Source organism: Microbispora sp. NPDC049633 (assembly GCF_040675265.1).
GTDB classification, from domain to species: domain Bacteria; phylum Actinomycetota; class Actinomycetes; order Streptosporangiales; family Streptosporangiaceae; genus Microbispora; species Microbispora maris.
In genome coordinates this window covers 1-13,334 of the sequence record NZ_JBFAOO010000077.1, presented here as the reverse complement: position 1 = coordinate 13,334, position 13,334 = coordinate 1, and the positions used below count along the sequence as shown (strand labels likewise).

8 protein-coding genes and 1 pseudogene are annotated in these 13,334 nt (G+C 72.3%); 1 reads left to right on the top strand and 8 read right to left on the bottom strand.

What is annotated here, in order from left to right; genetic code table 11:
• Positions 1–6: 6 nt before the first annotated feature.
• Entirely contained in the window at positions 7–1,956 is a 1,950-nt protein-coding gene (locus AB0J39_RS20670) for a glycosyltransferase family 2 protein (RefSeq protein WP_363467008.1), read from the top strand.
• 11 nt (positions 1,957–1,967) lie between these two features.
• On the opposite strand, the gene AB0J39_RS20665 is transcribed toward AB0J39_RS20670, so the two are convergent.
• From AB0J39_RS20665 to AB0J39_RS20630, 8 genes and pseudogenes are all read right to left on the bottom strand, one after another.
• Positions 1,968–2,987 carry an alpha/beta hydrolase gene (locus AB0J39_RS20665; RefSeq protein ID WP_363467006.1) on the bottom strand — a complete coding sequence of 340 codons (1,020 nt, stop codon included), beginning with the start codon at positions 2,985–2,987 and terminating at the stop codon, positions 1,968–1,970.
• Positions 2,984–4,318 carry a 3-hydroxybutyrate oligomer hydrolase family protein gene (locus tag AB0J39_RS20660; RefSeq protein ID WP_363467004.1) on the bottom strand — a complete coding sequence of 445 codons (1,335 nt, stop codon included), beginning with the start codon at positions 4,316–4,318 and terminating at the stop codon, positions 2,984–2,986. Before AB0J39_RS20660 ends, AB0J39_RS20665 begins: the two co-directional genes overlap by 4 nt.
• A complete protein-coding gene (locus AB0J39_RS20655) occupies positions 4,318–5,655 on the bottom strand; it encodes an MFS transporter (RefSeq protein ID WP_363467002.1) in 1,338 nt (445 codons plus the stop codon). The genes AB0J39_RS20660 and AB0J39_RS20655 overlap by 1 nt, the downstream gene beginning before the upstream one ends.
• A gap of 77 nt (positions 5,656–5,732) precedes the next feature.
• Complete coding sequence (locus AB0J39_RS20650; RefSeq protein ID WP_363467000.1) at positions 5,733–7,637, bottom strand: helix-turn-helix domain-containing protein; 1,905 nt, start codon at positions 7,635–7,637, stop codon at positions 5,733–5,735.
• Positions 7,622–8,395: a 3-hydroxybutyrate dehydrogenase gene (locus AB0J39_RS20645; RefSeq protein ID WP_363466997.1), complete on the bottom strand. Its 774-nt coding sequence runs from the start codon at positions 8,393–8,395 to the stop codon at positions 7,622–7,624. The genes AB0J39_RS20650 and AB0J39_RS20645 overlap by 16 nt, the downstream gene beginning before the upstream one ends.
• 67 nt (positions 8,396–8,462) lie before the next feature.
• Positions 8,463–9,854 (bottom strand): class II fumarate hydratase, encoded by a 1,392-nt coding sequence (locus tag AB0J39_RS20640; protein WP_363466995.1) that lies wholly within the window; start codon positions 9,852–9,854, stop codon positions 8,463–8,465.
• Positions 9,855–9,857: 3 nt separating this feature from the next.
• Entirely contained in the window at positions 9,858–12,758 is a 2,901-nt protein-coding gene (locus AB0J39_RS20635; protein ID WP_363466992.1) for a hypothetical protein, read from the bottom strand.
• A gap of 69 nt (positions 12,759–12,827) precedes the next feature.
• A pseudogene (locus AB0J39_RS20630) lies at positions 12,828–13,334 on the bottom strand (hypothetical protein); the annotation flags it as partial.

Below are 13,334 nucleotides of genomic sequence, written 5' to 3'. Positions count from 1 at the left end.
GGCCTCATGGGTGTGAAGGTCAGCGTGGTTATGCCCGTGTCCAACCCCGGGCTGTCGAACGACGCCTTCGGCGCGTGTGTGCGTTCGGTGCTGGAGCAGTCGCTGCCGCCGGAAGAGTACGAGGTCATCTTCGCGGACGACGGGTCGACGGACGGGACCCGCAGGCGGCTCGACGCGATCGCCGGGCAGCGCGACAACGTGCGGGTTCTGCACCTCGACCACAGCGGCTCGCCCGCGCGCGGCCGTAACGTCGGCCTGTCGGTGGCGCGCGGCGAGTACGTCTACCTGCTCGGCCAGTACGACAGGCTGGAGCCGCGGGCCCTGGAGCTGATGTACGACAGGGCGGTGGAGACCGACGCCGACGTGCTGATCGGCAGGCTCGCCGGCCAGGGGCCGCCGGCGGCCGCCTTCGTCCGCGACCGGGACCGGGCGGACGTCCTGCGCGACCACCTCCTCGCGCTGCCGACGGCGCACAAGCTGTTCAGCCGCGACTTCCTGGAGACCTGCCAGCTCCGCTTCGCCGACCGGCCGCTGTCCGAGCAGGCCTTCGTGACCAGGGCGTACCTCGCCGCGAAGGTGATCGCCGTGCTGGCCGGGGAGATCTGCTGCCACCTGTCCCCCCAGGAAGAGGAGGGGCCGGACGGCGAGGCGCTCTTCGACGGTCTCAACGCCGTCTTCGACGTGGTGGACGCCTACACCGAGCCGGGCTCGCAGCGCGAGCGCATCCACGCTCACTGGTATCGGACGCTCGGGCTGCGCCGGCTGGCGGGCGCGCGCTTCCTCGCGGCCGGGCCGGACGAGCGGATGGTCCTGTTCTCCTTCCTGCGCCGTTTCACCCTCGACCGCTTCCCCGCCGCGCTCGACGTCCACTTGCCCGCGCACCTGCGCGCCCGTACGGCGCTGCTGCGCCAGGACCGTCTTGACGCGCTGGTCGCCCTCGCCGAGGCGTCCCGGGGCACCAGACTCAGCGCGGAGCTGCGGGAGCTGCGCTGGGACCAGGGCGTGCTGCTGCTCGACCTGAGCGTGGAGGTCCTGCGGGCCGGCGGCGCACCGTTGTGGCTGCGGCAGCGGGACGACCGGCTGCTGTGGGCCCCGCCCCCCGCGGTCGAGGGCCTGCTCGACGGCCTGCTCGACGACGAGGGCGCCGACATGACCGACGCGGTGCGCAGGGCCCGCATCGAGGTTTGCGTCCGCCACGTGGAGACAGGGGTGGTCCACTCCCTGCCGGTCACCTGCTCGGTGGGCCGCGCCGCCCTGGGCGACCGGGCGCGGGGCGGCCAGGTGCGCGTCTGGGTCAGCGGCCAGGCCCGCCTCGACGCCGGAGCGGCGGCCCTCGGACGGCCGCTGCCGGCCGGGCTGTGGGAGGTCCACGTGCGCATGCGGGGCGTGCAGGCGGGCCGCACCCGGGTGGCGCGCCCCGCCCTGCCGATGAGCTGCGCGGGCGCGCTCGCCGGGGAGCCCAGGCGCCTCGTGGTGCCCTGCTGGTCGGAGCGCGGCGAGCTGGGCGTGTGCGTGGAGCCGAAGTCGTTCCCCGAGTCGATCGCGCTGGTCTCGTCCCGGGCCACAGTGGCCCGGCAGGAGGGGCACGTCTTCGTCGTCGTGCCCGTGCCGTACGTGCCGCCGAGCGGCGGGCCGCCGGCCGAGCTGGTGCTGCGCGAGCAGGACGGGCGCGGGCGCAGCATGGTCGTGCCCGCGCTGGTCGAACCGGGGATACCCGGCAGGGTGGCCGGACAGCTCGTCGCCCGGGTGCCGGTGAGCCGGATCGGCGGGGACGACTGCCTCGGCCCGGGGTCCTGGCGGCCCGCGCTCCGGGTCGACCAGAGGGACGTGGACCTGCTGTTCGGGCTGGCCGTGCGCCGCGGCGGGCAGGTGTCCGTCCTGCCCGCCGGGGCGTCGCCGCAGGCCCCCTCACTGCTGCGGCGCATCGCCGTACGCGTCCTGCGCGACCGCCGGTAGCTACCCGCCGGCTACCGGCGCAGGTGCGCGAGCAGGGCCGCGCGGAACTCCTCGGGCTTGTCGAGCTGCGGCCCGTGGCCGGCGCCCTCGATGACCACCTCGCGGTAGACGCCGTAGCGGTCCAGGGCGGCCCGCGTCTGGGTCACCATGGGCTGGGCGGGCGTGCCGTCCCAGCCGGGCACCGCGCCGATCGCGCCCAGGTGGGCGAGGTCGAACAGCGACGTGTCCGAGACGATCACGTCCTGGTCGCCCCTGATCCACAGGATGGGCGGCTTCGGGTCGATCTCGTGCAGGTCGTCGATCCGGAAGTTGGGCGGCGCGATCGTGTTGAGCACGCCGCGCTTGCCCGGGGCGATGTTCGGCCAGGCGTCGGAGGGCAGGGAGTCGCCCGGGTAGTGGTCGTCGCCGATCCGGGTGGACAGCATCGACTCGACGTACGCGTCCTCGTCCTCGCCCAGGTCCGTGCCGGGGGCGACGTACGTGGCGCGCAGCACGTTCCGGGGCGAGACGGGGGAGTCGGCCGACCGGTCGCCCGCCCGCAGCGCCGCCACGAAGTCGGGGTTGGCCGCGCCGCCGCCGGCGCCGACGCCGTCGGAGCCGGTGAGCACGCCGTCCGGGCCGACGGTGCCGCCGAAGCCGTACGGCGAGACGGGGTTGACCAGCGTCACGCTGCGGGCCGCGGCGGGCCGGTCGCGCAGGGCCTGCATGACCACCCCGCCGCCGAGGCTCCAGCCCACCAGGTGCGCCGGTCCGATCTGGTCGAGCAGCGCCAGCACGTCGTCGGAGTAGTCGCGCACGCCCCGGCTCGCGTCCACCGGCTCCGGGTCGGAGTCGCCGAATCCGCGCAGGTCGACGGCGTACGGACGGAAGCCCTCCGCCGCGACCGCGGTCATCGTCGAGCGCCAGAACGCGCTGGAGGAGACGTTGCCGTGCACGAACAGCACCGGGTCGCCCGACGCGCCGGGGACGGACAGGACGTTCAGCGTCAGCCGCGGCGTGCCGACACGCTCGGCGGATATGGCCAGGGTCATGGTGTTGCTCCCAGTGTGCAGGTGTTCTCGAGGTCGCCCGTGGCAGGGCGGGGCAGGGTGGCGCTCGGGGGCGGCGGCGTGCCGGTGCCGATCCACGCCTCCAGCGCGGTGAACGCGCTGCGGAAGCAGGGCAGCAGGGGACGCAGGCGGTCGGGGAACGCCGGGTAGAGGCTGTCGACGTGGGTGCCGTCCTCGACGCGGTAGTAGCGCAGCAGCCGGTCGCGGTGCCGGTCGGCGATCATCTTGGCGTATACGTCCGAATCCTCGTGGATCGGCAGCAGCGCGTCCAGGGTGCCGTGGACGACGATCAGCGGCCGCTTGATCTTCCCGGTGACGCTCACCCGCGCCATCGCCTGCTTCACCGACGCGGGCCTGGAGGCGTAGTCGTAGTCCGTGTCGCAGGCGGGCGTGCCGGAGGCGCAGAACGGCGTGCCCGCCTCGGCGTCGCCGTCGTAGGCCGGGTCGAACTCCTCACGGAAGACGCGCTGCGTGAAGTCCCAGTAGTACTGGTAGTGGAACGGCCACAGGAAGTCGGACTCGGGGGCGAAGCCCGCCGCCGCGACCCCGGCCGTGTCGCCCTTCGCGTACGCGCGGAGCGCGGGCGGCAGGAACGTCAGCAGGTTGGGCCCGTCGGCGGTGAAGAGCGTGCCCTCCCAGTCGACGCCGCCGTCGAACAGGTCGGGACGGTTCTCGATCTGCCAGCGGACCAGGTAGCCGCCGTTCGACTGGCCGGCCGCGATCGTCGTGCGGGCCGGCCTGCCGTACCGCTGCCGTACGACGGCCTTGGCGGCGACCGCCAGCTCGCTGACCCGGTGGTTCCACTCGGCCACCGCGTCGCCGGGCCGTACGCCGTCCTTGTAGAACGTCACGCCGGTGTTGCCCTTGTCGGTCGCGGCGTACGCGTAGCCCTTGGCCAGCGCCCAGTCGGAGATCGTGAAGTCGTTTGCGTAGGTCTCCCGGTTCCCGGGCGATCCGGCTACGACCAGGCCGCCGTTCCACTGCCTGGGCAGCCGGATGACGAACTGGGCGTCGTGGTTCCAGCCGTGGTTGGTGTTCCCCGTGGAGGTGTCGGGGAAGTAGCCGTCGATCTGTATGCCGGGGACGCCGGTGGGGTTGACGGCGCCCGCCGAGTTGAGCCCCGACCAGTCCGACTGGTCGGTGTGGCCGGAGGCCAGCGTGCCCTTGGTCGTGAGGTCGTCGAGGCAGGCCGTGACCTGCCTCTCCGCCCCCGGGACCCGCACCTGCGGGCAGCCCGCGGCCTGGGCGGGGACCGTCGCCGCCAGGGGGAGGGCCACCGCCAGTGCGGCCAGCGCCCCGATTCGCCTGATCATCAGGCCTCCTTCACGATCGCGGCGGCCTGGGCGGCGCCGGAGGTGGGTTCGATGGCGGACAGGTCGCGGTCGCGGGTCTCCCTGGAGGCGAGCACCGCGATCATCGTGAGGATCGCCGCCGCCAGCACGTAGACGGAGATCGGCACGCTCGACCCGTACGCGTCGAGCAGGGCGACCGCGATCAGCGGGGCGACGCCGCCGGCCGCGATCGAGGCGAGCTGGTAGCCGATCGACACGCCGGAGTAGCGCATCCGGGTGGCGAACAGCTCGGAGAAGAACGCCGCCTGCGGGCCGTACATCGCGCCGTGCAGCACCAGACCGACGGTCACCGCCACGGTGACCAGGGCGAAGTTCTTGGTGTCGATCAGCGGGAAGAACGCGAAGGCCCACAGCCCGACGGCGGCGGCGCCGAGGAGGTAGACCGGCCGCCGGCCGATCCGGTCGGACAGCGCGCCCCACAGCGGGATCGTGACGAAGTGGATCGCCGAGCCGATCAGCACGGCGTTCAGCACGGTGCCCTTGGGCAGGTCCGCCGCGGTGGTGCCGTATACGAGGACGAACGCGGTGATCACGTAGTAGGACACGTTCTCCGCCATCCGGGCGCCCATCGCCACCAGCACGTCGCGCCAGTGGTGGCGCAGCACGCCGAGGATGGGGGCCTTCGGCGCGGGCTCCTGCCGGGCCAGCGCCTCCTGGAACACCGGCGACTCGTCGACCGTGAGCCTGATCCACAGGCCGATCAGCACGAGCACGCCGGACAGCAGGAACGCGATCCGCCAGCCCCAGGCGAGGAAGGCCTCCTCGGACTGCACCGCGGCCAGCAGCGCCAGCACGCCGGTGGCGATCAGGTTGCCACCGGGAGCGCCGGCCTGCGGCCAGGACGCCCAGAAGCCCCGGTTACGGGGGTCGCCGTGCTCGGAGACCAGCAGCACCGCCCCGCCCCACTCGCCGCCGAGGGCGAAGCCCTGCACCAGGCGGAGCAAGGTCAGCAGCAGCGGCGCGCCGGCGCCGAGCGCGGCGTACGTCGGCAGGCAGCCGATCAGGAACGTCGACCCGCCCATCAGCAGCAGGCTGATGACGAGCAGCCGCTTGCGGCCGAGCCGGTCGCCGTAGTGACCGAAGACCAGCCCGCCGAGGGGCCGGGCGACGAAGCCCACGGCGTAGGTGAGGAACGCCAGCAGGGTGCCGGTCAGCTCGTCCTCGGTGGGGAAGAACAGCTTGTTGAAGACAAGGGCGGCGGCCGAGCCGTATAGGAAGAAGTCGTACCACTCGATGGTGGTGCCGATCAGGCTGGCCCCGACGACCTTTCCGATCCGGGCAGGTGGGGTGTTTGCCATGGGAACTCCTCCGATGGGGGGTTCCGCACACGGTATGCAGTGACCGAGGTCACTCCTATGGGGCGCCGCCACACACCTCAGGCATCCGGCATGTGGGTACGCAGCCGGTGCAGCCGCAGGGCGAGCTGGATCTCCAGGGCGCGCTCGGGCTCCTGCCAGTCCGCGCCGAGCAGCTGCCCCACCCGGTCGAGCCGCTGGGTCACCGTGTTCACGTGGATGTGCAGGGCCTCGGCCGTACGCGACAGCGAACCGCCCGTGCCGAAATAGGCGTTCAAAGTCTTGACCAGTGCGGTTCCCCGGCGCGCGTCGTAGTCGAGCACCGGCCCGAGCGCGCCGGACAGGAAGCCGGACACCTCGCGCCGCTCGCCCACCAGCAGGCCGACGAAGCCCAGCTCGTCCGCGCTCGCACCGTCACCCGTACGGCCCAGCGCGACCAGCGCCCCGGCGCAGCGCCGGGCCTCCGCGTAGGCGGCGGTGACCGCCGTCACCGGCCCGGAGGCCGGCGCGGCCCCCGCCGTCGCCGGGCGGCCGAGCGAGGCGCTCAGCTCGGCGGCGACCCGCCTGGCCAGCGCGCCCGGCCGGTCGCCGGGCAGCAGCAGCACGACCTCGTCGCCCCGCGCGGTGGCCAGGCCGTGTGCCAGCGTCGCCTGCGACGACGCCCAGAAGGCGGCGCGCTCCCGCTGCCCGTCGTGCCGCGCCACGACCAGCACGTGCGGCGTGTCGAGGTCGACGCCGAGCCGCCGTGCCCGATCGTCCAGCCCGCGCAGCTCCGGACGGGAGACCAGGTCGTCGAGCAGTTCGCCGCGCACCCGCCCCTCCGCCTCGGCCACGCTGCGGCGGAACAGCAGCAGCAGCGCGGTGACGATCGCGGCGCGTTCCAGGATCCGCTGGTCGGTGTCGGACACCGGGTGGTCGGTCCGCAGGACCAGCGTGCACAGCGGCGCCGCGCCGACGTCCACCGAGGCGACGTACGCGTCGCCCCGCTTCACCGTGCGGCCGAGGGCCCGCGACGACTGGGCGGCGTCGAACACGCCCGCCTCCAGATCGCCGGACTCGCCCACGAGGGGGCGGCCCTCCTCGTCCAGCACGGTCAGGCGGCCGCCCAGCACTCCGGTGACGACCGCGGCGACGTCCTCGACCCCGCCGCCGCGCAGCACGAGGCCGGTCATCCGGTCGTGCGCGTCGGCGGCCCGTTCGATCGACTCGCTGTGCGCCCTGATCAGCGTGTTCGCCTCGCTCAGCTCGGCCAGCGCGGCCCGGGTCTCCTGCAGCAGCCGGGCGGTGTCGATGGCGACCGCGGCGTGCGCCGCCAGCGAGCACAGCAGCGCCACCTCCTCCTGCGCGAACGGCCTGGCGCTGCGGTTGGCCGCGAACAGCACGCCGATGACCTGCGTGCCGAGCCGCAGCGGCACCCCGAGGATCGCCACCAGGCCCTCCTCGTGGACGGCCACGTCGATCGTGTTCGTGTGCCGGAACCTCGGGTCGGCGAAGTAGTCCGCCGTGTTGTACGGCGTGCCGCTCTGCGCCACCAGCCCGCCCAGCCCGGCGCCCATCGGCAGCCGCAGCCGCCGGAAGCTGGCCGAGATCGACCCGTCGGTCACCCGCATGTAGGTGTCGCCGCGCTCGGGATCGTTCAGCGTCATGTACGCGATGTCGGTGGCGAGCAGCTGCCTGGCCCGGTGCACGATGGCCTCCAGCACCGCGTCGAGGTCACGCAGCCCGGCCAGGTCGCTCGCGGTGTCGAACAGCGCCGACAGCTCCGCCTCGCGCTTGGCCCGCCGGCGCAGCGCGGCCCGCACCTGCAGCGCGGCGACCTTGGCCCGCTCCAGCTCCTCCAGCGTGGCGGAGTCGGCCCCGGCCGCCCTGGCCTGCAGGATCGGCCCCTCGAACTCGACCGCGGACGCCTCCCGGGCGAGCAGGTCGAGGTAGGCGTAGGCGCCGTCCGTCTTTTTCGGGGCCTTCGGAGTCAGCGCGCGCTCCATCCTCCGTCGATGGGGATCGAGACGCCGGTGACGAACGACCCCCGCGGCCCGCACAGGTAGGCGACCACCTCGGCCACCTCGTCCGGCTCGATCAGCCGCTTGATCGCCGCCGGGGCGAGCATGATCTGCTCCACCACCTCGTCCTCGCTGATCCCGTGGGTGCGCGCCTGGTCGGCGATCTGGTTCTCCACCAGCGGCGTGCGCACGTAGGCGGGGTTGACGCAGTTGGAGGTCACGCCGTGCGGCGCCCCTTCGAGGGCGATCACCTTCGACAGGCCCTCCAGCGCGTGCTTGGCCGTCACGTAGGCCGACTTGTACGGCGAGGCGCGCAGGCCGTGCACCGAGGAGATGTTGACGATCCGTCCCCAGCCGCGCTCGTACATGCCGGGCAGCACGGCCCGCACGAGCAGGAACGGCGCCTCGACCATCACCCGCATGATCTTGCTGAAGATCTCGGGCGGGAAGTCCTCGATCGGGGCGACGTGCTGGAACCCCGCGTTGTTCACCACGATGTCGGCGTGCAGGCGGGTGTCCGGCGAGGGCGGGAGCTGACCTCGCCAGGCGACCAGGAACTCCGGGTCGGACAGGTCGACGGCCACCGGTGTGCCGCCGATCTCGGCCGCGACCTTGCCCGCGGCCTCGGCGTTCATGTCGGCGACGACGACGTGTGCGCCCTCGGCGGCCAGGCGCCGGGCACACGCCCGTCCGATGCCGCTCCCCGCTCCGGTGACGAGGGCCGTACGCCCTTCAAGGCTCATGACGCCTCACGATAGGAACCGCGCCGCTGGCGGCACATGGCGGTGGGCGACATAGATGCCTGCCCCCCTATGTGGGGCGGGTCATGGACAGCACGTCCAGTGCCCGGTCGAGCTGCTCCTCGGTCAGCGTGCCGTTCGCCACGTGGCCGCGCTCGATGACGACCTCCCGGATCGTCTTGCGCTCCTTCAGCGCCTGCTTGGCGATCTTGGCCGCCTCCTCGTATCCCACGTACCGGTTCAGCGGGGTGACGATCGACGGCGACGACTCGGCGTACTCGCGCAGGCGGTCCACGTTGGCGGTGATCCCGCTGACGCATCTGTCGGCGAGCAGCCGCGACACGCCGGCCAGCAGCCGGATCGACTCCAGCACGTTGCGGGCCATCACCGGCAGCATCACGTTGAGTTCGAACGAACCCGAGGCGCCGCCCATCGTGATCGCGGCGTCGTTGCCCACGACCTGCGCGGCCACCATCGTGACGGCCTCCGGGATCACGGGGTTGACCTTTCCCGGCATGATCGACGAGCCGGGCTGGAGGTCGGGGAGGTTGATCTCGCCCAGCCCGGCGCGCGGGCCCGACCCCATCCACCGCAGGTCGTTGGCGATCTTGTTGAGCGAGACGGCGATCACCTTGAGCATGCCCGACAGCTCGACCAGCCCGTCACGCGCGCCCTGTGCCTCGAAGTGGTCCCTCGCCTCGGTGAACGGGAGGCCGGTCGTCCGGCTCAGCTCGGCGATCACGGCCTGCGCCCAGCCGGGACCGGGCACGTTCACCCCGGTGCCCACGGCCGTGCCGCCCAGCGGCAGCTCGGCCAGGCGCGGCAGCGCGGCCTGGAGCCGTTCGATGCCCAGCTCGATCTGCGTGGAGTAGCCGCCGAACTCCTGGCCGAGCGTGACCGGCGTGGCGTCCATGAGGTGGGTGCGGCCCGACTTCACCACGTCGGCGAACTCGATGGACTTCTCCTCCAGCGTGGTCGCCAGGTGCTCCAGCGCGGGCGTCAGCTCGTGCACCACGGCGTACGTCGCCGCGACGTGGATCGAGGACGGGAAGACGTCGTTGGACGACTGGGCGGCGTTGACGTGATCGTTGGGGTGGACGGGCTGCCCGAGCTGCTCCTGCGCGAGCGTGGCGACGACCTCGTTCATGTTCATGTTGGACGAGGTGCCCGAGCCGGTCTGGAACACGTCCACGGGGAACTGGTCGTCCCAGTCGCCCTCGGCGACCTCGGTCGCGGCCTCCTGGATCGCCTGCGCCATGTCCTTGTCGAGCACGCCGTATTCGGCGTTGACCTTCGCGCAGGCCGCCTTGATCCGGGCGAGCGCGGCGATGTGCGCGGGCTCCAGCCCCCGGCCGGACACCGGGAAGTTCTCCACCGCCCGCTGCGTCTGGGCCCGCCACTTGGCACGGGCGGGCACCCGGACCTCGCCCATGGAATCGTGCTCGATACGGAATTCGTCCATGCCTCAGTCCTTCAGCCCGTCTCTAATCGCATCGTTCTTGCCCGCATCCGCGCCATCTGAACGGTCAGCCTTCAGCACCTCGTCGGGCAGCTCCGTCCCCGTCACCTCCCGGAAGGCCGTCGCAACTCGCTCCGGATCGTGTCGATACGCCCGACGGAGCTGGGTGACGATCGCCTCAACCAGGTCCCGTACTCCTCCGATGAGTTGCCACGCCTCGGCCAGGTGCCGGGCATGGTTCTCATAGTCGGCGAAGAGTTCTGCCACGAAGCGGTGGTCGTCCGCCAGAATCAGCTGCTCAGCGGCCTCGGCCAAGCTGTCTGCCAAAGGGTCGCAAAGGAAGTACGCCATGTCGAGCGTCCTCTCGGCCGGCGGATACCACTGCTGCCCTTTGGTCCACCGCTGAAGCAACCCGCTCCGCCGTTCTCCGGTGTCGCCGACGTAGCGCACGAACAGGCCGGCCGGGCCGTTCCTGTCGATCTCGAATCCCAGGGACAGGCCGCTGAAGGCGTCGCCGCTCAGGCGTGAGTGCCATAGCGCTGCCAAGCGATACCAGAGGGTGCCGGGATGCTCGTCATCGGAGAAGAGCTCGCTGCCAGCTATGCCGTCGGCGGTGAGGGAGGCGAGGATCACCAGGTTGGCGGTGTAGTAGGCGCACCGGGTGATGAACGTGGACGGCTTGGGCAGGTAGCGGGCGTACTTCTGGTCGGTGCGGGACTCGGCCGCGTGCAGCAGGCGGACGAGCAGGTCCACGGTCGGCTCGCGGTCGAGGGCGGGCAGCAGGTCGCGGAGGAACTCCACGATCGGCCCCCGCTCGGTCAGCACGGAGAACGACAGCAGCGCGTAGAGCAGCCCGTCGTCCGGTTGCGGGCGGCCGAGGAACGGGTCGGCCGCCGCCGCGGTCTCGCGGGCGACCATGCTGCGCAGCACGTCCCGCACCATCCGGGCGACCAGGTACTCGCCGAAGGTGGCGTGCAGGAACTCGTACGTCCGCAGCGAGGTGCTGTCTTGGATGGCGGACGCCTGGTGGACGAAAAAGAACTTCCCGATCACCTTGTCCGCCTGGGACAAGGGCGTCTGGAAGCTCGTGGTCTGATTCGCGGGCGCCGGGAGCAGCGTGGCCAGGTCGCCGTTGAGGTCGTCGGTCGTGACCCACTGCCTGCCCCGGTTGAACATCGCGAACGCCGCGACGGCCAGCGTGCGCAACTCTCCTTCCACAGCCTGGGCCACGGCTCTCTCCGGGAGTCCCGGCTGGTGCTTGTCCACCTCGCGGCGGGCGAAGCGGGTCAGCAGCCGCTCGTACAGCTCCGACTGGCTGAGCCCGGTCTCGCCGCGCTGGAGGGGATTCCCGTCGGCGTCGTACAGCGCGAGCATCAGCAGCAGCAGCGGCTGTGACGCCAGGTCGCCGTGTGCCAGTGCGGTCTCGGGCGGCAGCGGCTTCACCCCCTGAGCGGTGAAGTAGTCCTGGTTCGCGGCGTTCCACACCGCCAGCCAGCGGTGGACCTGCTCCTCCTTGAAGGGTTCCAGCCGGATCGTCAGGCATCCGGGCGGGAAACGCATCCGGTCGGCGACGGCGGTACGCGTGGTGACGAGCACGACCGCCGGGCGGCCCAGCTCGGCCTCCCGGAGCTGGAACTCGACCACCTTGGTCAGATAGTCGGACCGGTGGATGCCCGTGGCCTGCAACAACTCGTCGAGCCCGTCGAGCATGACGACCGGCAGCGCGCCGTCCGCCGACCTCGTCAACTGCGGCCAGGTGACGTGTTCACCGGTCGCGTCCCGGACCGCGGCCTCGATCTGCTCCTGGATCGTCCCGTCGGCCGGCACCTCGCGCAACGGCACCCGTACCGGCAGGAAGTCGCCGTCCGGGAGACGACCGGCCAGGATCTTGGTGAGCACCGACTTGCCGGCGCCGGGCTGGCCGAGCACCACCAGCGGCATCCTGGTGGCTTCGGGCGAGGTGAAGTAGCGGGCCAGGAACCCTGCGACGTCGTCGCTCGGCTCCGCCTTGGTCCACCACCATTCCGAGCTCGGATCGGCCTGCTCGCCGTACTCGGCCAGCCGGAAGCCCGGGTTCACGTACGCCTCGACGAGCGTGGGCATGCGCATGCCTGTCGGGACCTCGCCGGACTGCGCGATCGGGCGGTTCAACAGGGCCCGGTGGGCGCGCGACAGCGTGTGCCTGTGCTCCGGGGTTCTTGTCTGTGCGGCGACTTGAGTGAGCAGCGACTCCAGCTCGCCGAGGCCGGTGTCGACCTGCCGGCGGTCGATCAGGTCCTGCCACAGCGCGAACTCGGGGACGTCCAGGGCCAGTCGCCGGTGTTGCTCCTCGTACTTCCGGCGGGCGGCCTCGGGCAGTTCCTCCTCGATCGCCGCCCTGGCGCGCGCCCACTCGGTCGCGTCGAGCCGATCGCGGACCGCCAGTCCGGCGACGAACCTGATCAGCGCCGCCGCCAGCTCGCCGTAGTAATCCTCGATCGCCCGCAGCATGCCGGCGTACGACTGATCGGCCCGGAAACCCGCGGGCCCGATCGCCTTCAGACTGTCGACGAACGATCCCTTGACCGCGCCGGATCCTGCCAGCGTCACCTTCTCGGTTCCGGTGATGCGCAGTTCCCTGGGATCGAACGGCAGGGGCAGCTCGCCGAGGGCCTCGAAGAACGCCGCGACGACGAGGACGGTCTGGGCCGCCTCCAGCCGGGCCGTGCGGTCGTACCGGTTCAGGCCCGTCAACCGATCGCGGAGCCTGCCGCTCGCCTCGCCCGCGAGCCGTACGGCCTCGTCCTTGACGTCGAGCAGGGACAGCACCGGCACGGCACCGACGAGGGTGCCGGTGAGGACCTTCGCCATCGTGCTCTCCTGGCCGAGCAGGCGTACGGCGTCGGCGTAGCCGATCCCTTTGCGCACCGGTCACTCCAGGGGAAAACCGAACGTGTTCGTGACCTTGCTAGCAGTGTCCGGGTGTGCGGCGCAACATCACCTCGAAAAGAAGAAGAACACACCCAGGAGGATCAGCACGAGGACGACGACGAGCACGATGCCCATCGTCACGAGCACCCGGACCCGCGTCCCGGTGTCCGGCCCGTCGGGGCCGCGCATGGTGAACAGGTCCGTGCCCAGGCTGGGCGGCCGCCCGGAGGCGCCGTCCCCGGGAGGGAAGGGGCCGGGCGGGAAGGGGGCGGGGTGCGGCGGGCGCGCCGGGTGCGGCGGGTGCGGGCCGGCGGGCTGTCCCGGCATGACGGGCGCGGGACGGTTCCCGGCGACGGGGCCGGGTGCCGGGGGCGTCGCGGGTCCTCGGCCGGGGAGCCTCCCGGGGACCGTGGTGCTGTGCCTGTCGGCGGCTTCCGCGCCGTTGCCGGACGGCGCCCGGGCGGCGTCGTCCTGTCCGTGCTGCCGCGGCGCGCCGGGCGGCGGGATGCGCAGCCCGCCCTGGGGGCGGACGACGACCATCGTCCGGTTGGCGTCGTCCTCGTCGGCTTCGGC

Excerpts from the sequence above, each read along its gene's own strand:
- AB0J39_RS20670 (WP_363467008.1), top strand. The coding sequence starts at position 7 with ATGGGTGTGAAGGTCAGCGTGGTTATGCCCGTGTCCAACCCCGGGCTG.
- AB0J39_RS20665 (WP_363467006.1), bottom strand. The coding sequence starts at position 2,987 with ATGACCCTGGCCATATCCGCCGAGCGTGTCGGCACGCCGCGGCTGACG.
- AB0J39_RS20660 (WP_363467004.1), bottom strand. The coding sequence starts at position 4,318 with ATGATCAGGCGAATCGGGGCGCTGGCCGCACTGGCGGTGGCCCTCCCC.
- AB0J39_RS20655 (WP_363467002.1), bottom strand. The coding sequence starts at position 5,655 with ATGGCAAACACCCCACCTGCCCGGATCGGAAAGGTCGTCGGGGCCAGC.
- AB0J39_RS20650 (WP_363467000.1), bottom strand. The coding sequence starts at position 7,637 with ATGGAGCGCGCGCTGACTCCGAAGGCCCCGAAAAAGACGGACGGCGCC.
- AB0J39_RS20645 (WP_363466997.1), bottom strand. The coding sequence starts at position 8,395 with ATGAGCCTTGAAGGGCGTACGGCCCTCGTCACCGGAGCGGGGAGCGGC.
- AB0J39_RS20640 (WP_363466995.1), bottom strand. The coding sequence starts at position 9,854 with ATGGACGAATTCCGTATCGAGCACGATTCCATGGGCGAGGTCCGGGTG.